This window comes from Ectorhizobium quercum (genome assembly GCF_026552795.1).
Lineage (GTDB): Bacteria > Pseudomonadota > Alphaproteobacteria > Rhizobiales > Rhizobiaceae > Ectorhizobium > Ectorhizobium quercum.
This window is the reverse complement of record NZ_JANFPI010000001.1, coordinates 441304-464582: the sequence shown is the minus strand read 5'-3', so window position 1 is coordinate 464582 and position 23279 is coordinate 441304. Positions and strand designations below refer to the sequence as shown.

The following is a 23279-nucleotide window of genomic DNA, read 5'->3' as shown; positions in this document are numbered from 1 at the left end:
AACGCGCAATGCAGAAATACCGCATCGATTCCATGCCGGCTCCTGCCGATACGGCGCTTCTGGCGGAGCTTGAAAAGATAGAGACGGCCAGTGTCGGGCATCTTCGCTACACCGGTTTCATGCATGGCGATATACAGTCGCTCGACCGCGGGCAGAAAACGCGGGCGGGCGTGGCGGTGACGCTGGCGCTGCCTGCCGTCTGCTCGACCCTTTTGCATTATGCGCTCAGCCACGTCCGGCCCGGCGACATGCTGGTCATCGACCGGCTGGGCGATGGCAAGCATGCCTGCCTTGGCGGCGCGGTTGCGCGCGCGGCAAAACAGGCCGGTCTCGCGGGCGTGGTGATCGATGGCCCCTGCACCGATGTCGCGGAAATCCTGGCGGAAGGCCTGCCCGTGTGGTGCCGCGGTGTATCGCCCGTCACCACACGGCAGGCGGAACTTGGCGGCACCTTCAACAGGCCGGTTTCCTGCGGTGGCGTGCCGGTTCTGCCCGGCGACATCGTGCTTGCCGACGCTTCCGGCGTCGTGGCGTTTCCTGCCGATGAGGCATGGGAAATCGCGACGGAATGTATTGCCCGCGAAATCCGGGTCGCCCGCACGATGGAGCGCCTTCTGACCGGGGAGAAGCTGGGCGACATCACGCGGGCGGTTGAAAAGGTCAATTCTCACCTCGCAATCAAAGCGCAAAGGCATGAACAAAAAGGCGGAAAGCACGGATGAGGACCATGTTCGAGGATTTACAGGACCGCATGATCGAGGGAGTTCTATCCGTCACCGGCCCGAAGGCGGAACTGGTGCCGATGGTTTTCGACAGCCCGCATAGCGGCCTGACCATTCCGGACGATTTCGAACCCGCCGTTTCAGCGGAGCGGGTGCTGGTGGCTGCCGATACGCATGTCGACGATCTTTTTTCCTCCGCGCCGGGCATCGGCGCACCGCTTCTGGCAGCGCAATTCCCGCGCAGCTTTCTGGATGTGAACCGCTCGCTGCTCGATATGGACAAGAGCATGGTGGGCCAGCCCTGGCCGCACCCGGTGCGCGACAGTGCCACGGCGCGGCGCGGCATGGGGCTGATGTGGCGCTTTGCGTGGGGCGATGAGTTGATGCACGCTCGCCCGCTGACAGTGGAGGAGGCCGAGAACCGGATCATCCGGTATTGGCAGCCCTACCATCGCAGCCTCACCGGCTTGTTGAATGCGGTGTATGCCCGGTTCGGCCGGGTCTATCATATCAATTGCCACTCGATGACAGCCGTTGGCCATGCGATTTCCTCCGACCCGGCGGGAACGTTGCGCGACGACATCTGCATCGGCGACATGAGAGGCACTTCGGCATCGGCCGAGTTTGTCGAACTGATCGCGGATACCCTGCGTGGCGAAGGCTTGAGCGTTGCCTTGAACAAGCCGTTCCGCGGTGCTGAACTGATCGAAGCCTATTCGAACCCGGCGCATGGGCGCCACAGTGTCCAGTTCGAAATCAACCGCAGGCTCTACATGGACGAGACGACCCGGCAGCGCACGGAGGGCTACGACGATCTCAAGGCGGCATTGGCGCGGATGAACCGGGTGCTGGCCGATTATGCCCGCGCACAGATTTGAAACGATGCCGGACAATTCCTATCCATTACCTGGAGCGACACCGATGACGACAACCGATCAGCGCAGGGCAGCCGTCTTGTCCAAGCCCGGACCCACCGCGCTTTTCGCATCGCGCATGGACCAGCGGTTTTCCTACTGCTGCTATGCGCCTTCGAGCTACAGCAAGGAAAGCGACCGCACCTATCCTCTGGCGGTGCTTGTGCACGGAAGTCTGCGCAATGCGGATATATTGCGCGACGAATTCATCGATTTCGCCGAGGAAAACCAGTGCGTTCTGCTGGCGCCGCTCTTTCCCTGCGGTATCGAGGAGCCGGGCGATACGCACAATTACAAGCTTATCCTGTATAGGGGCATCCGTTTCGACCTGCTGCTCCTCGACATGATCGAGGAGATCTCGGGAGTCTACCGTCTGCAAAAAGACCGGGTTCTGATGCACGGTTTCTCCGGAGGCGGGCAGTTCGTTCACCGCTTCTTCTATCTTCACCCGGAACGATTGCTCGGCGTTTCCATCGGCGCACCGGGAACCGTGACGCTGCCGGACGAGAACGCCGACTGGTGGGTCGGCACCCGCCGGATGCAGGAAATCTTCGGCCGGCCTTTCAATCCGCAGGCCATGCGGCAGGTTCCGGTGCAACTCGTTGTCGGTGAGAAGGATACCGAGACGGGGACAGTCGTCGTCAAGCCGACGTCCGCCCTCTGGACGGACGGCATAAATGATACCGGCAATACAAGGATCGAGCGGTTGCGGGCGCTCGAGGCCGCATTCGTCGGGATGGGCATCGCGCCGCGTTTCGATATGGTGCCGGGCGTGGGGCATAGAGGCGGGCTCGTTCAGCAGCCGGTCAAGGCCTTCTTCGTTGACGTCCTGAACGGCACCACGGCTGCCTGATGTCAACATCCGTGTGCATTGGGAGGCGGCGGCGCGCTCAACCGGTCGTCTTTTGCGCGTTGACGGTAACGGTCGACCGGCTCAGATGACGCAGCAGGATGGCCGCCGCCAGTTTCCGGTCGTCCAGCTTGATCGCTTCGAGTATCGCAAGGTGGTCCGTCGCCGCCTTGCGCACACCGGCTTCGCTGAGTTCGGTGAACTCGGCATATTCCGTCATCCGGCGCAGATTATTCTGCCGGCGGATCGCCTGGGTCAGAAAACGGTTTCCGGACCAGGCGACCACGGTTTCATGAAAATTGGCATTAGCCTCGAACCATTCCGAACCGTTTATCGATGACAGCGGTGCATTCAGCAGATTTCTCTGCTCATCCTCGAGGGCGGCAAGTTGCGCCGGATCGGCATGGAATGTGGTTTCCATCATCGCGCCGCATTCGATGATCGTGCGGAAGGCATAGCTTTCATTGACCGCCTGGCGATTATCCAGGCACTCGGAAAAACGCCAGCCGTGGCCCTGCCGCCGTTCCGCCAGCCCCTCTGCCGCAAACCGCATCAGCGCCCGGCGGATCGTGCCGCGCGATGTGCCGAACTGCTCCAGCAGTTCCGTTTCGGATGCCTCGTTGCCGATCAGGCCGTTCGCGCGCGCGCGCATCAGCCGTTCGTAGAGACTATCGACCTCCGAAGGCGGAACAAGCGCATCCATGTCCTCGTCCGCCGGCATTGCCCGCGCAAGCTGGAAGCCGCGATTTTCCGTCTGGCTGACAAAACCCCGCTCCGCGAGAAATTGCAGGACATGCCGCACGGGCGAGCGTGACAATCTCAACTCCCGCGCGAGAGCAGCATCCGAGATCTTGTCTCCTATGCTCCAGCGGCTTTCCTGCATCATCGCTATAATCTTGCGAGCCACCTCCGCCTGCAAGGAACTCAGTGAGCTCGTGTCGATGGTCTGAATGCCTCTTGACAAGGAACGCTCTTCAATCGGCCCGGTGGAATAGTCCAGGGCCATCCGTTATTATGATTTATTCCTCATCATAATACATATTTGGACCAATATGGCAATTTCCATTCGCTTTAGTTCGTCGGACGAGACCACCTCCGCCGCTTGCCTTGGGTTCTCGAATTTGCCGCCGCTCAACGAGCAGCAGACTACCTTCGTTCGAAAGCTCCGCCCAGTTCCCAGATTTGGCTCATACTACGCATCGAACGAGTTGCTCCTGTCGCGTTCACGGTGCCCGTTGTTTAAAGGGAGCCCCACGCAATACCTTCTGAAAGGGCGAAGCGTTGTAGCTGACGGGTCCCGGAACGGTTGCCGGAATCGTTCAGAAGCGGCGCGCCGACAGGGCATCGGCAGATCGACCGCCCCGCCCGCGACAAGATCGGCGACGATGTGGCCGCTGACGGGCGCGGAAGAGAGGCCGGTATGGCCCTGGCCGAAGGCATGGACGATATCGCCGCAGGCTGAAGGCACAGATGCCGCATCTGAAGACAACGACCAGAGTTTCCACCACGGCCTGCCTGAAGGACTATGCGCAGTGGGGATGGACCAGCATAGTGCCATCGCCCTTCAGGAACGGTGTCGTCCACATTCCGATCAATATGGCGCCTGACTTGTGAGGGTGGCCTTATCGACTACTTGATCGGTCCAGAGGGGTTGGCAGCGAAGTATTCATTATCAAGTAAATACCAACCTCTCCATTGGATTCTCTCAGCAGCCTACAATATTTGAGGACGATCTGGCGCCTATGTTGCAAAAGAAGCTAACTCGGGCCTTGAAGCAATCATTCGCTAGGCCGGCAAGGAAACATCTGAAGCAAAGGATCCTGAGCCAGAGAAATCACAATGCCGCGCCATCTCTCGGAACAAAAATTGCGAGCCGAAATATACGGTATATTTCTCAAATTATTGAACTGCTGTCCGTGAAAGTCAAACCTGAGAGCCTTCTGCCTTCCAAGGCGCCATTCTCAGTGCGAGAAATTCATACAGAATTGAACCCTCCTCTATAGTATTGATCTTATTATATTTTATAAAATTTAACGTACCCAAAAATGCTGGCTGTCGATGGCTCTCAGTAGAACTCACTGGAACGAAGAAAATCGAATAGCCCTCGGATTTCATAGGGTTGTAAACTTCAGTGGAATTTAATGGAATAAAAATTGGAGCGGGTAGCGGGAATCGAACCCGCGCGTTCAGCTTGGGAAGCTGACAGGCTACCATTACATCATACCCGCCTGGCGGCGCATCGTGGCGAAACGCCGGTGCGCACTCTTCGGACAGTTCGGCCGTGCTGTCAAGCGGTCAGGGCGTCCGGAAATGCTTGGAGAGCTTCAAGCCCTGGGCCTGATAGTTGGAGCCGGAGCCCGCGCCGTAAAGCGCGCCCGGCGGCTCCATCATCCGTTCGTAAACCAGGCGCCCGACGATCTGGCCGTGCTCCAGAATGAAGGGCACTTCGTGGCTGCGCACCTCGAGCACCGCCCGGCTGCCCGCACCGCCGGCGCCGGCATGGCCGAAACCGGGATCGAAGAAGCCGGCATAATGGACGCGGAATTCGCCTACGAGCGGGTCGTAGGGCGTCATTTCGGCGGCATAGAGCGGCGGCACATGAACGGCCTCGCGCGACACGAGGATATAGAACTCATCTGGATCGAGGATCAGTTCGCCGCTGCCGCGGCTATAGAGCGGTTCCCAGAAATCGTAGATGTCGTGCGCGGCTTTACGGTCGACGTCGATGACGGCGGTATGGTGCTTGCCGCGATAGCCTATCAGCCCATCCGGTCCCGCACCCTGAAGATCGATTGACAGGGCGATGCCGCCCCCGGAAATGTTCGGCCGCTCGCTCGCCACCAGCGTTTCGGCCTCGTGCAAGGCCAGAAGCTCGCTTTCCGTCAGAAGGGCGTGGCCGGCGCGAAAACGGATCTGCGAAAGGCGGGAGCCCCTGCGAACCACCACCGGGAAGGTGCGCGGGGAAACTTCGAGATAGAGACCGCCGTGGTAGCCGGCGGGGATCTTGTCGAATTCCTGCGCGAAATCGGTGATGACGCGGGTGAAGATGTCGAGACGGCCCGTCGAGCTTTTCGGATTGGCCGAGGCCGACAGATGCGAGGGCAGCGCGAGGCTTTCCATCAGCGGCACGATGTAGACGCAGCCGGTTTCCAGCACCGCGCCGTTCTCGAGATCGATCTCGTGCAGCTTCAGCCTTTCCAGCTTGTCGGCCACGCGATGGCCCGGCCCAGGCATGAAGCTGGCGCGCACGCGATAGGCCTTCGGGCCGAGCCGCAGATCGAGGCTGGCCGGCTGAACCTGGTCGGGGTCCAGCGCGGAGGCGCTGATCAGCCCGCGCGCGGCAAACAGCGCATGAATGGCGCCATCGGCCAGAATCCCCGTTTTGTCCGTCATCGTCGTCCTTCCTTATCTGACCGGCGACACAAGCAAACTCTTGTGCTTGACGCAAGGCGTAGCGAGGCGTAATGCACATCCTATTCCGTGGTGATTTGGCCGGTCGGCTTGCAGCCACGTTAAACAAGTGGCTAAAAGGACCGGGTTGTTGTCAAACCGGTCTGCTTTTTGCGACCGGTTTTTTGATGTGAAGGCAACCGATATGACCAAGACATGGCGTCCCGCAACCCAACTCGTTCATGGCGGCACGTTGCGCTCCCCCTACGGCGAAACCTCCGAGGCCATCTACCTGACGCAGGGTTTCGTCTATGACAGTTCCGCCGCCGCCGAAGCCCGCTTCAAGGGCGAGACGGAAGGCTTCATCTACGCCCGTTACGCGAGCCCGACCAACGACATGTTCGAAAAGCGCATGTGCCTGCTGGAAGGCGCCGAGGACGCCCGCGCGCTCGCTTCCGGCATGGCTGCGGTTGCCGCCGCCATTCTCTGCCAGGTCCAGGCCGGCGATCACATCGTCGCCGCCCGCGCGCTGTTCGGTTCGTGCCGCTGGGTCGTCGAGACCCTTGCCCCGCGCTACGGCGTCGAATGCACGCTGGTCGACGGCCGCGACCTGAAGAACTGGGAAGCGGCGATCCGCCCCAACACCAAGCTGTTTTTCCTGGAAAGCCCGACCAACCCGACGCTGGAAGTGGTCGACATCGCTGGCGTCGCCAAGCTCGCCAAGCAAATCGGCGCGAAGGTCGTGGTCGACAACGTGTTCGCCACGCCGCTGTTCCAGAAGCCGCTCGAACTTGGCGTCGATATCGTCGTCTACTCGGCCACCAAGCACATCGACGGTCAGGGCCGGTGCCTCGGCGGCGTCATCCTCGCCGACAAGCAGTGGACGGAGGAAGTGCTTCAGGACTACTTCCGCCATACCGGGCCGGCCATGTCGCCGTTCAACGCCTGGGTGCTGCTGAAGGGGCTGGAAACGCTGGCGCTGCGCGTCCGCCAGCAGGCAGAGACGGCCGCCGCCCTCGCGGACGTGCTCGCCGATCACAAGAAGGTTGCCCGCGTAATCTATCCGGGCCGCAAGGATCATCCGCAAGCGGACATCATCGCCAAGCAGATGACCGGCGGATCGACTCTGGTGGCGCTGGAACTGAAGGGCGGCAAGGAAGCGGCCTTCGCGCTTCAGGATGCGCTGAAGATCGTGAAGATCTCCAACAATCTCGGCGACGCCCGCAGCCTGATCACCCATCCGGGGACGACCACGCACAAGAACCTGACGGACGAGGCCCGCGCCGAACTCGGCATTTCCGGCGGCACGCTGCGCCTGTCCGCCGGGCTCGAGGACACGCAGGACCTGATCGACGACTTCCTCGCGGCCCTCGACAAGGTTCCGGCCTGACGCCAACGGCCGTGGCAAGCGCTGCGGCCGGCCACGGCTTTCCTTGACCTTCGCCGCAAAGCTGTAGATTATATTGCAGGGTCAAGCCATTGGCCTTGCAGTCTCCGGTTTCGTTGCCGGAAAAGAAAAAGGTGAGCCGATGTATCGTGCCCGCACGCGCGACATCGAAATTTCTGTCGAGCCGTTCTATCTGGAGGAGCAATCCGATCCGGAGGACAATCGCTATGTCTGGGGCTATCGCATCGTCATCGCCAACCATTCGGAACAGCCGGTGACGCTGACCCACCGCTACTGGCATATCACCGACGAAAACGGGCAGGTCGACGAAGTCACAGGCCCAGGCGTGGTGGGCGATCAGCCCCGCATCCTTCCGGGCGGAGTCTACGAATATTCCTCCGGCTGCCCGCTCGATACGCCGTCGGGCATGATGTTCGGTCATTTCCGCATGGAAACCGACGAGGGCGCGACGTTCAACGCCGATATCCCCGCTTTCTCCCTCGACCTGCCCGGGCTGGTGCGCGTTCTGAACTGAACCGACGCCATTCCATGAAAAAGGCCGGCGCGCTGCCGCACCGGCCTCGGTAATGTTGGCCAATCCCCTCCTTCGTCTTCCTCGGGCCTGACCCGAGGGTCCACGCCGCAAGCGATACGGGTGGATGGTCGGTTCGAGCCCGACCATGACGAAAAAGAGCGATACACCCTTCGTCAGCGGTGCGAGTCCAGCGCGTTGCCGCGCCGGTCTTTTCCCTTCCGGGTGCCGGAATTACCCCTGAAGGATTTCCGAGGCCTCGTAACGATAGGTCGTCGAGCAGAACTCGCAGGTCACGGAGATCGCGCCGTCCTCCGTGCTTGCCTCCAGTTCTTCTGCGGTAAAGCCCTTCAGAACGCCGAACAACTTTTCGCGCGAACAGGTGCAGCGGTCATAGACGGGCTGCGACGGATAGATGCGGACGCCGCGTTCATGGAACAGCCGGTAGAGCAGGCGTTCCGCGCCGATCTGCGGATCGGTCAGTTCGTCCATGTCCGCGGTTTCCACCAGCATCCGGGCTTCCGTCCAGGAATCGTCGTCGCTGTGGTTGCCGGCCTCGTAACCATCGCCGCCGTGCAGGTCGGGCTGGCGCATGCGCTCCGGCGCTTCCGGCAGGAACTGGGCGATGATGCCGCCGGCCCGCCAGCCGCGCCGAGGCTTGCCGTCGCTGTCGCGGTCGAAGAACTCGGCCACGCCGAGACGCACGCGCGACGGAATCTGCTCCGACTGGCGGAAATAGGTGCCGGCGATTTCCTCCAGCGAGGACCCGTCGAGCGGCACGATGCCCTGATAGGGTTGCATGAAGGAGCCCTGATCGATGGTCAGCGCCAGAACACCGGTGCCGAGAAGCTCCGGCGGCGAGGTCTTGCCATCGGCCACCGCCCGGGCCAGCGCCGCATCGTCGAAACGGGCATAGGCGCGGATACTATCCGGCGAGGTGAAGTCGGCGACCAGAAGATCGACGGGGCCGTCGCTGCGGGTCTGCACGGTAAACTTGCCCTCGAATTTCAGCGAGGTGCCGATCAGAGCCGTCAGCACGATCGCTTCCGCCAGAAGCCGGGCGACCGGCGCGGGATAATTGTGGCGACCGAGAATGCCGTCGAGCAACGGGCCGATCTGGACCGCACGGCCTCGCACGTCGAGCCCTTCGGCCTGAAAGGGCACGACCCGATCATCGCCGGCAAGGGCAATATCGTCGAGCTGCATCGCATTATCCGTCATGGCACTTCTCCTTGCGGCCCGCGTGTCGAAACGCGACCGGACTGGCAAGAGCGGTCCTGCGCCTCACGGAATCGCTGAACTGCTCTATCTAATTGTTTCTGCACAATTCCGAACGGAAAACCGCTTCACACTTTTCCTGGAATTGCTCTGGCGGCACAACGGGAACCCGGGCCCGAACGAGCCGTGAGCGCCCTGCAAGATGGGTGAACGTTCTGGCCGGCGCCTGCCCGCATGCAGCACCGGCCGCGCGACGAAGATCGCCGCGTCCTGTTTGGCGGACAGATGGGGGCTCGGCTGCGCAAGATCAAGCCCGTTTACGGACGATGGCGTCAGATCGCGCCGAGGCACCAGGCCAGAACCGACTTCTGGGCATGCAGGCGGTTCTCGGCCTCGTCGAACACGACCGATTGCGGACCGTCGATCACCTCGTCCGTCACTTCCTCGCCGCGGTGGGCCGGCAGGCAGTGCATGAAGAGCGCATCGGGATTGGCCCGCTTCATGAGCTCGCCATTCACCTGGAAGGGCTGGAAAACGTTATGACCGCGTGCCTTGTGCTCCTGGTTCATCGACACCCAGGTGTCGGTGATGATGCAATCGGCATCCTCGACGGCCCGTTCCGCTTCGTGGCACAGCATGACGTTGCCGCCATTGTTGCGCGCCCAGTTCAGGAACCTGTCGTCCGGCTCGGACCCCAGCGGCACGGCCATGTGCATGCGATAGCCGAACCGCGCGGAGCCCTCGACCAGCGAATGCAGCACGTTGTTGCCGTCACCGGTCCAGGCGAGCGTCTTGCCGGCGATATTGCCGCGATGCTCCTCGAACGTCAGGATATCGGCCATGATCTGGCAGGGATGCGTATCGTCCGTCAGGCCGTTGATGACCGGAACGGTCGCGTATTGGGCCAGTTCCAACAGGCGCGAGTGCTGCGTCGTGCGGATCATGATCGCATCGACATACCGCGACAGGACGCGCGCCGTGTCGGCGATGGTTTCGGCCCGGCCGAGCTGCATCTCCGTGCCGGACAGGAAAATGGTCTCGCCGCCGAGCTGGCGCATGCCGACATCGAAGGAGACGCGGGTGCGGGTCGAAGGCTTCTCGAAAATCATGGCCAGAACCTTGCCGGCGAGCGGCTTGTCGGCCCTGCCCTCCTTCAGCGCCGTCTTGCGCGTGCGCGCATCGTCGATGATCGAGCGCAGATCGGCGGAAGACATCGCGGAAAGATCGAGAAAATGTTTCGGTGCAGCCATTCCATTTTACCCCTTGTCATGGAAGACGCCGCTGGTGCGGCGGCCTCGGAGCATCTCGCTTGCCTTGGGAAACGACGAGACGCCCCGTCTCGTTACCTGCGCTACCGCTCAGGCGCTCTTCTTCAGTTTCGCGGCGTCGAGCTTTTCGGCGGCCTTCTCGATCCGGGCGAGACCCTCGCGCACTTCTTCCGCCGTCACGGTGAGCGGCGGCAGGATGCGCACGACATTGTCGCCGGCCGGCACCGTCAGCAGATGCTCGTCGCGGGCCGCGGCCACGAAATCCGTGTTCGGCACGCGGGTCCTGATGCCAAGCATCAGCCCCTCGCCGCGGATATCCTCGATAACCTCCGGGAAACGGTCCTTGAGGCTTTCCAGCCCCTGACGGAAGATCAGCGCGACATCGTTGACGTGCTGGAGGAAACCCTCGCCGAGAACGACGTCCAGCACGGCATTGCCGACGGCCATCGCCATCGGGTTGCCGCCATAGGTCGTGCCGTGCGTGCCCGGCTTCATGCCGGATGCGGCCTCTTCCGTCGCCAGGCAGGCGCCGAGCGGGAAGCCGCCGCCGATGCCCTTGGCGATCGCCATGATGTCCGGCGTCACGCCGGAAAGCTCGTGGGCGAAGAACCGGCCCGTGCGGCCGACGCCGCACTGGACCTCGTCGAGGATGAGAAGCAGGCCCTTCTCGTCGCAGATCTCGCGCAGCTTCTTCATGAATTCCTTGGACGCCGGACGCAGGCCGCCCTCGCCCTGAACCGGCTCGATCAGGATCGCCGCCGTCGCGTCGGTGATCGCCGCATCGAGCGCGTCGAGATCGCCGAACGGCACCTGGTCGAAACCCGGCGCCTTGGGGCCGAAGCCTTCGAGATATTTCTCCTGCCCGCCCGCGGCGATCGTCGCCAGGGTGCGGCCGTGGAAGGCGCCCTCGAAGGTGATGATGTGGAAGCGCTCCGGGTGTCCCTTCGAATACTGATAGCGACGCGCCGTCTTGATGGCGCATTCCAGCGCTTCCGCGCCCGAATTGGTGAAGAAGACGCGATCGGCGAAGGTCGCCTCCGTCAGGCGCCTCGACAGCTCTTCCTGGCCGGGAACCTCGTAGAGGTTCGACAGGTGCCACACCTTGTCGGCCTGCGACTTCAGCGCCTCGACGAGATGCGGATGGGCATGGCCGAGCGAATTGACGGCGATGCCCGCCGCAAAATCGAGATATCGCTCGCCGCTTTCCGTAATCAACCAGACGCCTTCGCCGCGCTCGAACCGGAGCGGGGCTCTGTTATAGGTCTCATAAAGCGAGGCGGCCGTGGCCATGACGCGCTATCTCCGTGGTGTTCAGGCGGCCATCCTGCGAGACGCGAGCCGCCAAGCCTCAAAAAATCAAAATGCCGCCCAGTGCGGACGGCAGAGGCACTATTCCCCTTTCACCCGGCGCTGTCAACAAAAGGGTGCATTTCCGGGCGTTTAAAGGCACTCCAAGCATTATGGCACGTTCTTGCACCCGTTGGCCCGGAGTCCTAAATGTCACACCGCGTCACCAATGTTGGGGAAAACTGCAAAATCGATTCCCCGTGATTCCGGGGACTCTTGTCAGCGAGTCAGCCTGACACTAGGTTAATATTTAATGAATTGACTGCATGCGGCGGACTATTCACCGAAAGTCAGAGGCACGAGGGTGTCGCGATACCGATCGCGGCAACGGTGATGGATTCCGCCGCCCAACGCCAAATGCGGAGAGGCGTCATGAACTGGACAGATGAACGAGTCGAGAAACTCAAGAGACTCTGGTCTGAAGGTCTGAGCGCAAGCCAGATCGCAGCCCAGCTCGGTGGTGTAAGCCGCAATGCCGTGATTGGCAAGGTGCATCGCCTCAGCCTGCCGGGCCGCGCGAAAGCCGGCGGCGGCACCAGCGCGGCGAGCCGCCCCGCCAAGCGTCAGACATCAGCGCCGCGCGCACCGAACTACGCATCCCGCGTCACGACGCGCACCGTTGCGCGCCAGTCCGGCGCCACGATGCTCAAGGAAGAAATCGAGATCGACACGATCCAGGAAGTCGAATACGCGCCGGCCAGAAACGTCGTCGTGCCGATTTCCCGTCGCCTCGCCCTCACGGAGCTGACGGAACGGACCTGCAAGTGGCCGGTCGGCGATCCGTTGAAGGACGATTTCCACTTCTGCGGCTGTGATGCCAACGAGGCGTCTCCCTACTGCAACTTCCATCGCAAGCTGGCCTACCAGCCGGTGACGGAACGCCGGAAGATGCGCTGATCCCACGTGCGAAGCCGCACCGGACCATTCCGGCGGGAAAGCCGCGTCGCGTATTGCGCATAGCTTCTTTTCAGAACGGGCCTTGAGGCCCGTTACTGTATTCCTCATTACTCTCGTGTTTGACTTGAGGGTTCACCCCGCAGGCGTCGCGGTGGATGGTCAGGCCAAGCCCGCCCATGACGAAAGAGAGATGAGGCATTTTATCAACACGCTGATGGGCCTCGCGGCCCGTTTTTGATTTTGCAGCCAGCCATTCCTGAAATCCGGTCGACAGGGAACCATCGGATTGTTAGAACGTTGGAAAAGTACAGTTCGTCGACCTTGAAGGAGGAGCAATGTCGATGTCGGTTCCCATGAAAGCAATGCTCACGGCTATAACGTTCTCTGCACTCTGCTGGTTTGTGGTGGTGTGCAGCGTCAGCATCTACTGGTCTCACCGGCTGCCGGTCGAGCATGCGGCCAGTACGGACATCCGGTCCATCAACTGACCCGGCAGGACGACGGCGGCTCACAGCCGCCCGTCGTCCGATTTCGTCAGGCTTCCATCGAATAGCCCGCGCCGCGCACGGTGCGGATGACGTCCTGCATGTTGGCGAAGTTCAGGGCCTTGCGCAGGCGCCCGACATGGACGTCCACCGTTCTTTCATCGACATAGATGTCGTGGCCCCACACGCCGTCGAGAAGCTGCGAGCGCGAGAAGACACGCCCCGGCGATGCCATCAGGAACTCCAGGAGGCGGAACTCGGTCGGGCCGAGGCGCACTTCGCGGCTCTTGCGGTGGACGCGGTGGGTCTCGCGGTCCAGCTCGATGTCGCCGCAGCGCAGAACAGTCGAAATGGTTTCCGGCTTGACGCGGCGAAGCATCGCCTTGACGCGGGCCATCAGCTCCGGGGTCGAGAACGGCTTGACCACATAGTCGTCGGCGCCGACACTCAGCCCCCTCACCCGCTCCGCTTCCTCGCCGCGCGCCGTCAGCATGATGATCGGCAGGCGCTCGGTTTCGGCACGGGCGCGAAGCCGCCGGCACAGTTCGATGCCGGACACGCCGGGCAACATCCAGTCCAGAAGCAGAAGATCCGGCACGCGCTCCTGAAGGCGAAGCTCCGCCTCGTCACCACGCATGATGGTCTCGACTTCATAGCCTTCGGACTCCAGATTGTAGCGAAGAAGGACGCTCAACGCCTCCTCGTCTTCGACAACCGTAATTCTGGGCTGCATTGTATGTCTCCACTCCGTCCGGGCTTACTTGACGCCCGCGCCCACGGAAGTCGAGAGATCTTCCTTCGGACGCTCGCCTTCAGGCTGGGCACCGGTGGCGATATAGTAGATCGTCTCGGCGATGTTGGTGGCATGATCGCCGATGCGCTCGATGTTCTTCGCGCAGAACAGAAGATGCGTGCAGGTGGTGATCGTGCGCGGATCTTCCATCATGTAGGTCAGGAGTTCGCGGAACAGTGACGTGTAGACGCTGTCGATCTCGTCGTCGCGTTCGCGGATCGCCGCCGCCTTTTCGGGCGAGCGCGTGGCGTAGACGTCGAGGACGTCGGTCAACTGGCTCATGGCGAGTTCGCAGAGATGCTCCAGGCCGCGGGCAAGCGAGCGCGGAACGCCCGTGTCGCGAACGGCGATGACGCGCTTGGCTGTATTCTTGCCGAGATCGCCGACGCGCTCAAGGTCGCCGGCAATGCGGATCGCACCCATGATCTCGCGCAGGTCCGCCGCCATCGGCTGGCGCTTGGCGATGGTGACGATGGCCTTGTCGCCGATCTCGCGCTCCGCGGCATCGAGAATCGTATCGTCGGAAATCACCTTCTGGGCAAGCGCGACGTCGGAATTGATGAGCGCACGAACGGACTCCCCGACCATCTGCTCGGCCAGTCCGCCCATTTCGGAAATGCGGCGGGTCAGATATTTCAATTCGTCGTCAAAGACGGAAACGATGTGGGACGGTGCCATGATTGTTCCTTGGAATCTCGAGAACGGGAAGCGGGCGACAGGACGCGCCGTCAGCCGAAGCGGCCCATGATGTAGTCCTGTGTGCGCTGGTCGTCCGGGTTGGTGAACATCTTGTCGGTATCGTTCTCCTCGACGAGAATGCCCATATGGAACATGGCGGTACGCTGCGAGACGCGCGCCGCCTGCTGCATGGAGTGCGTCACGATGACGATGGTGAAGTTGGTGCGCAGCTCGTGGATCAGTTCCTCGACGCGGGCCGTGGCGATCGGGTCGAGTGCCGAGCAGGGCTCGTCCATCAGGATGACTTCCGGGCTGACGGCCACCGCGCGGGCAATGCACAGGCGCTGCTGCTGGCCGCCGGAAAGACCGGTGCCCGGCTCTTGCAGACGATCCTTCACCTCGTTCCACAGGCCGGCGCGCTGCAACGAGCTTTCGACGATTTCGTCGAATTCGGCCCGCGTGCGGGCCAGGCCGTGGATGCGCGGGCCGTAGGAGACGTTCTCGTAGATCGACTTGGGGAACGGGTTCGGCTTCTGGAAGACCATGCCGACGCGGGCACGCAGCTCCACGACGTCGATGGACGGATCGTAGATATCGTCTTCGTCGAGCAGGATCTTGCCGGTGACGCGGCAATTGTCGATCGTGTCGTTCATGCGGTTCAGCGTGCGCAGGAAGGTCGACTTTCCGCAGCCCGAGGGGCCGATCAGCGCCGTCACCGTATTCTCGCGCACGTCGAGATTGACATTGTGAAGCGCCTGCTTGTCGCCGTAGAAAACACAGACGTCCTTGCCGCTCATCTTCAGGGCTGCATTGCTCATTTTACGTTCCAGAACTTTCTCGACTGCCGTTTCGTTCAGCATATTCATTGACGTTACCTCGTTTTACCAGCGTCGTTCGAAGCGGCGCCGCAAAAGAATGGCCGCAACGTTCATGACCAGGAGGAAAAGCAGGAGAATGATGATAGCACCGGAGGTGCGCTCCACGAAGGCGCGCTCGGCCTCGTTCGCCCACATGTAGATCTGCACCGGCAGGGCCGTGGCAGGCTGGAGGGGCGTCGTCGGATAACCGGCGACGAAGGCCACCATGCCGATCAGGATCAGCGGCGCGGTTTCGCCGAGCGCCTGGGCGAGCCCGATGATCGTGCCGGTGAGAATGCCGGGCATGGCAAGCGGCAGAACATGGTGGAAGATGGTCTGCATCCGCGAGGCGCCGAGCCCGAGGGCCGCGGCGCGGATCGACGGCGGCACGGCCTTCAGCGCCGCGCGGGTGGCGATGATGATCGTCGGCAGGGTCATCAACGTCAGCACCAGGCCGCCGACCAGCGAGGCCGAGCGCGGCATGCCGGCGAAGCCGATGAAGACGGCGAGGCCGAGCAGACCGAACACGATCGACGGCACGGCGGCGAGGTTGTTGATGTTCACCTCGATCAGGTCGGTGAAGCGGTTCTTCGGAGCGAACTCCTCGAGATAGATCGAGGCCGCCACCCCGATCGGCAGCGCGAGGACCAGAACGGTGAGCATCATGTAGAGCGAGCCGATGAGGGCCACGCCGACGCCCGCCGCCTCGGGACGGCTCGAGGCACCGTTGACGAACAGGCCGGTGTTGAAATGGCCCGCCAGCACGCCCTTTTGGGAAAGCTCTTCGATCCAGCCGACCTGGCGGTCGGAAATCTTGCGGCTGCCCTCGTCCACCGCAAGGTCGATCTGCCCCTTGTAGGCGGAGTCGACATTGGCCTCGGCGAGGATCGCGACGTCGACCGTCCTGCCGATGATCGATGGATCGGCCTGCACGAGGTCGCGCAACTGGACGCGGGCGCTGGCCGAGATCATGGCATTGACCTGGCGCATCGCCACCCGGTCGTCGGCATCGACGCCGAGTTCCTTCGCCAGCGCATTGCGGGCGAGCAGCGGGTAGTTGGCGGTGATCAGGACGTTCGGGTTGGTCGCGCGCTCACCGTTCGGATCGATGATCTCTTCCGTAAACTCGATCGGCAGGGTGATCATCGTCTGGCGGAAGGCGGTGTAGCCGCCGCTGACCACCGTGTACATCAGCAGGAAGAGGAAGAAGATGCCGATGACGATGGCCGATATCCCGTAGAAACGAAACCGGCGTTCCGCCGCATAGCGGCGCTTGAGGCCGATGTCGCGCCGCTTCGTGCGCGAAGCGGGGGCGCCTGCCGGGGCCACGACCGGGCTGGAAACGATCTCACTCATTCATACTGCTCCCGGTATTTGCGGACGATGTACAGCGCGTAGACATTGAGGCAGAGGGTAATGACGAACAACGTGATGCCGAGCGCGAAGGCCACCAGCGTCTGCGGCGAGGTGAATTCGAGGTCGCCGGTGAGCTGGTTGACGATCTTGACCGTGATCGTCGTCATCGGTTCGAAAGGGTTGATCTGCATGCGGGCGGCGACGCCGGCGGCCAGAACCACGATCATGGTCTCACCGATGGCGCGCGAGGCCGTCAGCAGCAGGGCGCCGACGATGCCCGGCAGGGCGGAGGGAAGGATGACGCGCTTGACGGTTTCGGAGCGCGTGGCGCCGAGGCCGAGCGAGCCGTCGCGCATGGCGCGCGGAACCGCCGTGATGACGTCGTCCGACAGCGAGGAGACGAAGGGGATGAGCATGATGCCCATGACGAAGCCGGCCGTCAGAACGCTTTGCGCCTGGATGAAGCTGGCGTAATTGCCGGAGACCAGGCCGTTCAGCTGGCCGGAGAGGTCGCGCAGGAACGGGCCGACCGTGACCATCGCGAAGAAGCCGTAGACGATGGTCGGGATGCCGGCGAGCACTTCGAGAAGCGGCTTGACGACGGAGCGCAGGCGCGAGCTGGCGTACTCGGCCATGTAGATGGCGGCGAAGAGGCCGACCGGCACCGCAAAGACCATCGCGACGATGGCGATGTAAAGGGTGCCCGCGAGCAGCGGAATGAGGCCGAACTGTCCTGCCGAACTGCCCGAGCCGGCCGCGGCGAAACGCGGGTCCCAGACCGTGCCGAAGAAGAATTCATGGGCCGGAACCATGCTGAAGAAGCGGGCCGCCTCGCCAAGCATCGAGGCGACGATGCCGACCGTGGTCAGGATCGCCACCGAGGAAGCGAGGATCAGGCCGCCCAGCACGACCTGCTCGACCCGGTTGCGCGCCCTGAGCTTCGGCGTGATGGCGCGCAGCGAAAAGAAAAGGCCGATGGCGGCCATGAGGAAGACGACACCGGTCATCGTCCACTGGCTGATGGCGCTGAGGCGATTGAGTTCGACGGCGGCGGGGATCATGTAGGGCTTGGGCTCGCCCGCGACCGGGACGCCCTTCGCCGAAAGGAGCGCGCGAACGTCGCCGGAGCCGTCGACCAGCGAGGTGGCCTCGGACGGCGACAGAAGCGTCAGGCCGCGCGCCAGCGAGCGGATCATGTTGTATTCGAGGTTCTGCGTGGCCTGCGGAGCGGCCAGCACCTCTTCGGGAAAACCGCCGCGCACGACCGACTGGACGAGGCTCGGGCTGACGGACAGCCACACGCCGAGCATGAGAAGCGCCGGCAGCGCGGACCAGACCGCGACATAGCCGCCGTAATAGGATGGACGCGAATGGAGGGAGGACAGCTTCGGGCCGGCGAGGGCGCGGGCCCTCAGACGACCGAGCCAATAGGCCACGACGCCTATGACCAGCAAGCAAAAGAGAAGAACGGATCCGCTCATCGGGTATTCCCTTCGCCGTCCTCATGGACGGCCGCCGAAAGAGGGAGGCGCGGCGGAAGACCACCGCGCCCGATTTCCATGTATCAGAGGCTCTTGCCGGCTTCGAAGTCCGCACGGACCTGATCGCGTTCGGCTTCCGGAGCCGCAACCAGGCCGTATTCGACGTTCGGGGAATCGGGGCCGATCTGCTGGTCGTCGATGAAGAACTCGACATATTCCTTCAGGCCCGGAATGACGCCGAGGTGAGCCTTCTTGACGTAGAAGAACAGCGGGCGCGAAACCGGATATTCGCCTTCGGCAATGCTTTCGGCCGTCGGGACGACGCCCGAAACGGTGGCGACCTTCAGCTTGTCGGCGTTGTTTTCATAGAAGGACAGGCCGAACACGCCGATACCGGACTTGTTGGCGGCGATCCGGGCGAGCGTTTCGGTGTAGTCGCCGTCGATGTCGACCGCAGCGCCATCCTTGCGGACCGCGATGCAAGCCGCAGCAGCGGCCTTCTCGTCGGAAATCAGCGTCTTCAGCTCTTCTGCCGCACCGGTGGCCTTGCAGCCGGCGCTCAGCAGGTTGAGTTCGAACACTTCACGCGTGCCGTGCTTTTCGCCCGGGATGTAGGCGGCGATTTCCAGGTCCGGAAGGCTGGAATTGACTTCCGACCACTTCTTGTAGGGGTTGGCGACGAGCTTGCCGTCAACGATGACCTGGGCGGCCAGGGCCTTGTAGAGATCGGCCGGAACCAGGTTGAGGTCCGGGTTGCCCTTGTCCGTGGCGAAGACGATGCCGTCGTAACCGATACGGATTTCCTGGATTTCCGTCACGCCGGCGGCCTTGCAGGCTTCCAGCTCACTCGGGTTGATCGGGCGCGAGGCGTTGGCGATGTCGATGGTCTCCGGGCCGACGCCCTTGCAGAATTCCTTCAGACCGCCGCCGGTGCCACCGGATTCGACGATCGGAGCCTTGAACTGCGGGAAGGTCTCGCCGAAGTTTTCGGCGACGATCTTGGCGTAGGGCAGAACGGTGGACGAACCGGCGATCTGCACCTGGTCGCGGGCGGCAGCGGCGCCGGCAAAGGCGACAGAGGCCACCAGAGCGGCGGCGGACATTTTCAGAAGGGTCATGAACAACTCCCGTCAGGGCTGGCACATGGTAACGCCGCCGGCAGCACCGGCGCGCGACATGCGCTGTTTGAAACCTCAAAGCATCTGCCGGTCCTTGATCTTCGGAGCCGGCCGGTGACTTGCCGCGAGGCTCTCCGGTGCTTTTCCTCCGCTCCGTTGGGCCTCGCCAAGGGTTCTTAGCCCCCGTTGGCCCTCCCTTTTATGTCATTTCGATGAAACATTTGTGACAAGCCAATATATTGAAATCATTATATGATTTTACGCACATCCGTGACGCTTCCCGCCTTTATGTCAAAAACGCACGGTAAACTCCGAACCTTGCCCCTCCTGGGAGCGGACGACGAGGCGCGCGCGGTGCCTCGTCAGGATATGCTTGACGATCGCCAGCCCCAATCCGGTGCCTTTTCTGGAGCGGCTCGCCTCCACGTTGACGCGGTAGAAGCGCTCGGTCAGGCGCGGCACATGCTCCGCCGGAATGCCCGGTCCATAGTCCCTGATCGCCACCTCGACGGGCCGGCCCGGCTCGTTCGCGATGCGCACCTCGACCTTCTTGCCCTCCTGACCGTATTTGCAGGCATTCTCCATCAGGTTCTCGAAGACCTGCACGAGTTCGTCCGGGTCGCCCGCCACCTCGACCTTGCCCTGAGGCGCATCCATGACAATCTCGACGCCCAGTTCCTCCGCAAGCGGTGCGAGCGAATCCCTGACCTTGCCGATCAGCGGCACCAGATCGACGATGCTGTCCGGGGCGATGTGGGATTTCACCTCGAGGCGCGACAGCGACAGAAGATCATCGACCAGACGGCTCATGCGCGTCGCCTGGTCGAGCATGATGGACAGGAAGCGCTCGCGCGCCCGGGTATCGTCCTTCGCCGGCCCCTGGAGGGTTTCGATAAACCCGCGCATCGAGGCGAGCGGCGTGCGCAATTCGTGGCTGGCATTGGCGACGAAATCCGACCGCATGCGGTCGATGCGGCGCAACTCGGAAATATCCCGCAGCGAAAGGACGTAATGCGCGCCGTCAGCTTCCGGCAGAACGCGCGCGAGCGGCGCGATGCGCACCACATAGACGGCGTCGGAAGGCAGGCGCTCGGAATGTTCGATCTGGTTCGGCTCGCCCGTCGTCATGGTTTCCCGCACCATGTCCAGAATGCCGGGCGACCTCAGCCGCGCCGTGATATGCGCGCCGTGCGGCACGGGCCCGAACAGGCGCTCCGCCGCGCGGTTCTGGAAGATGACGGAACCGTCCCTGCCGAGCAGGAACAGCGGCAGGTCGAGAGCCGCCGGAACGGAGGCGCAGGCCGCCTCGACGAGAGCGCCGACGTCCACCGCCTCATCCGCCTCCGGTTCCGGCTCGATGTCGATGACGCGGCGCGGCGGGAGATTGGCAGCCAGCAGGGCGAAGACGGCAAGCGTGCCGCCGGATGCCGCAGCCCAGAACGGCGCGCCGGCAAGCGCGGACATCAGCGTGGCCAGCGCCACGGCCAGGAGCACGGTCCATTGCGCGGCAACGGCACGGCCGAGACGGCTTCCAAATGACTGCTGTCCGTTCAAAACCTCTCTCCTTCCGGCCGCTGCGCCCGCTTGCCAATCACGACCGCATATCATCCGATCTTGTCAGATATGCAATTCCGCATCGCCGGTCTTCAACCCGGACGGAAAACATATATTCTGCGCAACCGGAATACAGCAGCAAGGAGACTGGCATGCATCAGGATCAGAAGGGCACACGCGTCGTGGAACTGGAGATCGATGGCGAAAAGCGCCTCTTCGACGTGGACGACCCGGTGCTTCCGGACTGGGTGAAGGACTCAGCCTTCTCCTCCGGCGATTATCCGCACAAGAAAAAACTGAAGGAAAACGAATATATCCGGACCCTGACCAAGCTGCAAAAGGAACTGGTGAAGGTCCAGTTCTGGCAACAGGCGACCGGCCAGCGGGTGATGGTCGTGTTCGAAGGACGCGATGCCGCCGGCAAGGGCGGTGCCATTTCCGCGACGATGGCCTACATGAACCCGCGCTCGGCCCGCATCGTGGCGCTCACCAAGCCCACGACCACGGAGCAGGGCCAATGGTATTTCCAGCGCTACGTCTCGCATTTTCCGACAGCGGGCGAGTTCGTGCTGTTCGACCGTTCCTGGTACAACCGCGCGGGGGTCGAGCCGGTCATGGGCTTCTGCACGCAGGAGCAATACGAACATTTCATGGAACAGGTGCCCCGCTTCGAGAAGATGGTCGTCAAGGAGGGCATCCACTTTTTCAAGGTGTGGCTCAACCTCGGCCGCGAGATGCAGATCAAGCGCTTCCACGATCGCCGCCACGATCCCCTCAAGGTGTGGAAACTGTCCTCAATGGATATCGCCGCCCTGTCCCGCTGGGACGACTATACCGACAAGCGCAACAGGATGCTGAAGGAAACCCACACCGACCACGCGCCCTGGGTCGTCGTCAAGGCCAACGACAAGCGGCGAGCCCGCATCAACGTCATCCGCCACATCCTTTCCAGCCTCGATTATGAGGACAAGGACGAAAGCGCCATCGGCGAGATCGACGACAAGATTCTCGGCTTCGGATATGATTTCCTGAAAAAGTGAGCACCCTGCCCGGCCTTACTCGCCGGGCAGGACACGCACGGAAAACAGGTCGATGCTGCGGCCGGCGCCGCCGAGACCGGGATTGACCAGAAGGGCTCCGGGCGTGCCGGGTGTCAGGCCACGCGGCAGCGTCACGCGGAACAGCGCATCGAACTTCTCCTGATTGGCCGTGAAGCGATGGCGCTCGCACCGCCCGAGGCTGCCGAACTGGCATTGCACCGATACGGTGGCCGATTCGCTGGTGGCCGACTGCATGGTCAGGGCCACCGTCGACGTGCGCCCCGCCATGCGACTGAGCACATCCACCGGGACGTCGATCTGCACCTGCCCCTCGTCTCCCGGCCGGGTGGACGTAATGCGGACCGCCGGGCCGCCGGCGCTCGCGGTCGTCTCCGCCCGCGCCGCCGAGCCCACCCTCAGGCGGGACGCGGCATCGGGCGTGAAAATCTCCACCCAATCGCCCGAAAACCCGCCCTGCGGATCGAAGTTCGGCGTGGAGGAGGTTCCGGCGAAATCCTCGTCGGCCACGCTCGGCGGCGGATTGGGAACGCTGGTGTCGCGCTGCTGCGGGCTCAGCAACGCACCGGAAATGTATAGCCAGGTGGCCCCCATGATCAGCGAAACGCCGAGAATGAAATAGATGAAAAGGCGGGCGAAAAAGCCGCGCCGGCGGCGCGGGCGGGCGGCACGGTTCTCACCGGCGGTCACGCCGTCTTCGAGCGCCACCTGCCGGTAGCCGGCAGCACCCAGCATTTCCCCGTCCGGCACCGCGTCGCTTCGCTCCGCCCGCAGATCGTCGTCATCGGCGTAATCGTCGTCGTAGTCGTCCTCATCGCGTTCCACGGGCGGGACCGTCAGACCGGGTTCGCGGCGCCCGCCGGACACCGGGGCAGCGGCCGGGTGCGAGGACAAATCCGGCTCGATACGCTTGCCGGAGGGCTGCCGGGATGCAGCGGCGGCCTGCTGTTCGCCGGCTTCGACGGTGGCGATCAGCTGCTCCAGCCAGCGGCGCTGCGCCGCGATCTTGCCGGCGTCGCTGACGCCCTGCTTGCGCAGGCCCGCCTCCAAGGCATGACGTGCCGACTGGTAGATGCGGGCCCGTATTTCGGGGTTGGTCCTGTCGGACTTCGCCAGCGCATTCCTGATGGCAGCTTCAAATCCGTTCACATGCCGTCCTTCTCGCAAACCCAACGGACCGCTTCCGCCGGTCCGTTAATACTTCGTGAAAGATTCGGTAACGGCAAGAATGGCAATCCGCAAGCCTCAGAAGTGGCAAGTCCCCGCTGGAATTGACATATGTCACGTAATGACGGCCGAGACCGGCAAAACGGACGCGTGAAACAAAACGGCTGACAGATGCCGGGGACGCCGCTATTGTTTTGACGTTATCGT

At 62.8% G+C, this 23279-nt stretch carries 21 protein-coding genes, 1 tRNA gene and 1 riboswitch; of the genes, 8 read left to right on the top strand and 14 right to left on the bottom strand.

Annotated features, from left to right (window positions below):
* Window positions 1-8: 8 nt before the first annotated feature.
* Genes NOF55_RS02120 through NOF55_RS02110 form a run of 3 tightly spaced genes read left to right on the top strand, consistent with a single transcriptional unit; the run spans window position 9 to window position 2489 of the window.
* Window positions 9-722 carry an RraA family protein gene (locus NOF55_RS02120; protein ID WP_306409658.1) on the top strand — a complete coding sequence of 238 codons (714 nt, stop codon included), beginning with the start codon at window positions 9-11 and terminating at the stop codon, window positions 720-722.
* Window positions 719-1600 (top strand): N-formylglutamate amidohydrolase, encoded by an 882-nt coding sequence (locus tag NOF55_RS02115; protein WP_306409657.1) that lies wholly within the window; start codon window positions 719-721, stop codon window positions 1598-1600. Before NOF55_RS02120 ends, NOF55_RS02115 begins: the two co-directional genes overlap by 4 nt.
* Before the next feature lie 43 nt (window positions 1601-1643).
* Window positions 1644-2489: an alpha/beta hydrolase gene (locus tag NOF55_RS02110; protein WP_306409656.1), complete on the top strand. Its 846-nt coding sequence runs from the start codon at window positions 1644-1646 to the stop codon at window positions 2487-2489.
* 37 nt (window positions 2490-2526) lie between these two features.
* Here the strand turns inward: NOF55_RS02110 and NOF55_RS02105 are convergent, their stop codons facing one another.
* Entirely contained in the window at window positions 2527-3492 is a 966-nt protein-coding gene (locus NOF55_RS02105; protein WP_306409655.1) for a GntR family transcriptional regulator, read from the bottom strand.
* Window positions 3493-3792: 300 nt separating this feature from the next.
* Here NOF55_RS02105 and NOF55_RS02100 point away from each other — a divergent pair, with 300 nt between their 5' ends.
* Complete coding sequence (locus NOF55_RS02100; RefSeq protein WP_306409654.1) at window positions 3793-3948, top strand: hypothetical protein; 156 nt, start codon at window positions 3793-3795, stop codon at window positions 3946-3948.
* A 692-nt stretch (window positions 3949-4640) separates the two neighbouring features.
* Here NOF55_RS02100 and NOF55_RS02095 read toward each other — a convergent pair.
* Both NOF55_RS02095 and NOF55_RS02090 read right to left on the bottom strand, forming a co-directional pair.
* Window positions 4641-4714 (bottom strand) — tRNA-Gly (locus tag NOF55_RS02095).
* 67 nt (window positions 4715-4781) lie between these two features.
* Window positions 4782-5879, bottom strand: coding sequence for a 2'-deoxycytidine 5'-triphosphate deaminase (locus NOF55_RS02090; protein ID WP_306409653.1), 1098 nt, complete (start codon window positions 5877-5879; stop codon window positions 4782-4784).
* Window positions 5880-5956: 77 nt separating this feature from the next.
* Window positions 5957-6034, top strand: a riboswitch (SAM riboswitch).
* A 47-nt stretch (window positions 6035-6081) separates the two neighbouring features.
* On the opposite strand from NOF55_RS02090, the gene NOF55_RS02085 reads away from it, so the two are divergent.
* Both NOF55_RS02085 and apaG read left to right on the top strand, forming a co-directional pair.
* Complete coding sequence (locus NOF55_RS02085; protein WP_306409652.1) at window positions 6082-7266, top strand: O-succinylhomoserine sulfhydrylase; 1185 nt, start codon at window positions 6082-6084, stop codon at window positions 7264-7266.
* Window positions 7267-7405: 139 nt separating this feature from the next.
* Entirely contained in the window at window positions 7406-7798 is a 393-nt protein-coding gene (apaG, locus tag NOF55_RS02080; RefSeq protein ID WP_306409651.1) for a Co2+/Mg2+ efflux facilitator ApaG/CorD, read from the top strand.
* A 231-nt stretch (window positions 7799-8029) separates the two neighbouring features.
* On the opposite strand, the gene NOF55_RS02075 is transcribed toward apaG, so the two are convergent.
* From NOF55_RS02075 to NOF55_RS02065, 3 genes are all read right to left on the bottom strand, one after another.
* Complete coding sequence (locus NOF55_RS02075) at window positions 8030-9016, bottom strand: Hsp33 family molecular chaperone (protein ID WP_306409650.1); 987 nt, start codon at window positions 9014-9016, stop codon at window positions 8030-8032.
* Window positions 9017-9345: 329 nt separating this feature from the next.
* The gene (gene argF / locus NOF55_RS02070; RefSeq protein ID WP_306409649.1) at window positions 9346-10263 is read right to left on the bottom strand and encodes an ornithine carbamoyltransferase; all 918 of its coding nucleotides are present in this window, start codon (window positions 10261-10263) and stop codon (window positions 9346-9348) included.
* Between the two features lie 108 nt (window positions 10264-10371).
* On the bottom strand, window positions 10372-11571 hold the full coding sequence (locus NOF55_RS02065; RefSeq protein WP_306409648.1) for an aspartate aminotransferase family protein: 1200 nt from the start codon (window positions 11569-11571) through the stop codon (window positions 10372-10374).
* A gap of 429 nt (window positions 11572-12000) precedes the next feature.
* Here NOF55_RS02065 and NOF55_RS02060 point away from each other — a divergent pair, with 429 nt between their 5' ends.
* Window positions 12001-12525 carry a GcrA family cell cycle regulator gene (locus NOF55_RS02060; RefSeq protein WP_306409647.1) on the top strand — a complete coding sequence of 175 codons (525 nt, stop codon included), beginning with the start codon at window positions 12001-12003 and terminating at the stop codon, window positions 12523-12525.
* Window positions 12526-13059: 534 nt separating this feature from the next.
* On the opposite strand, the gene phoB is transcribed toward NOF55_RS02060, so the two are convergent.
* The 7 genes from phoB to phoR all read right to left on the bottom strand — a co-directional run bounded on the left by phoB (window position 13060) and on the right by phoR (window position 20757).
* Window positions 13060-13743 carry a phosphate regulon transcriptional regulator PhoB gene (gene phoB / locus NOF55_RS02055; protein WP_306409646.1) on the bottom strand — a complete coding sequence of 228 codons (684 nt, stop codon included), beginning with the start codon at window positions 13741-13743 and terminating at the stop codon, window positions 13060-13062.
* A gap of 24 nt (window positions 13744-13767) precedes the next feature.
* Complete coding sequence (phoU, locus tag NOF55_RS02050) at window positions 13768-14481, bottom strand: phosphate signaling complex protein PhoU (RefSeq protein WP_306409645.1); 714 nt, start codon at window positions 14479-14481, stop codon at window positions 13768-13770.
* Between the two features lie 50 nt (window positions 14482-14531).
* Entirely contained in the window at window positions 14532-15347 is an 816-nt protein-coding gene (pstB, locus tag NOF55_RS02045; RefSeq protein WP_306409644.1) for a phosphate ABC transporter ATP-binding protein PstB, read from the bottom strand.
* A 15-nt stretch (window positions 15348-15362) separates the two neighbouring features.
* Complete coding sequence (pstA, locus tag NOF55_RS02040) at window positions 15363-16694, bottom strand: phosphate ABC transporter permease PstA (RefSeq protein WP_306409643.1); 1332 nt, start codon at window positions 16692-16694, stop codon at window positions 15363-15365.
* A complete protein-coding gene (pstC, locus tag NOF55_RS02035; protein ID WP_306409642.1) occupies window positions 16691-18175 on the bottom strand; it encodes a phosphate ABC transporter permease subunit PstC in 1485 nt (494 codons plus the stop codon). The genes pstA and pstC overlap by 4 nt, the downstream gene beginning before the upstream one ends.
* Window positions 18176-18258: 83 nt before the next feature.
* A complete protein-coding gene (locus NOF55_RS02030; protein WP_306409641.1) occupies window positions 18259-19293 on the bottom strand; it encodes a substrate-binding domain-containing protein in 1035 nt (344 codons plus the stop codon).
* A gap of 291 nt (window positions 19294-19584) precedes the next feature.
* Complete coding sequence (gene phoR / locus NOF55_RS02025) at window positions 19585-20757, bottom strand: phosphate regulon sensor histidine kinase PhoR (RefSeq protein WP_306410175.1); 1173 nt, start codon at window positions 20755-20757, stop codon at window positions 19585-19587.
* 242 nt (window positions 20758-20999) lie between these two features.
* Here phoR and ppk2 point away from each other — a divergent pair, with 242 nt between their 5' ends.
* Window positions 21000-21887 (top strand): polyphosphate kinase 2, encoded by an 888-nt coding sequence (gene ppk2, locus NOF55_RS02020; RefSeq protein WP_306409640.1) that lies wholly within the window; start codon window positions 21000-21002, stop codon window positions 21885-21887.
* 15 nt (window positions 21888-21902) lie between these two features.
* Here the strand turns inward: ppk2 and NOF55_RS02015 are convergent, their stop codons facing one another.
* Window positions 21903-23054, bottom strand: a complete 1152-nt coding sequence (locus tag NOF55_RS02015) for a hypothetical protein (protein ID WP_306409639.1) — start codon at window positions 23052-23054, stop codon at window positions 21903-21905.
* Window positions 23055-23279 lie beyond the last annotated feature (225 nt).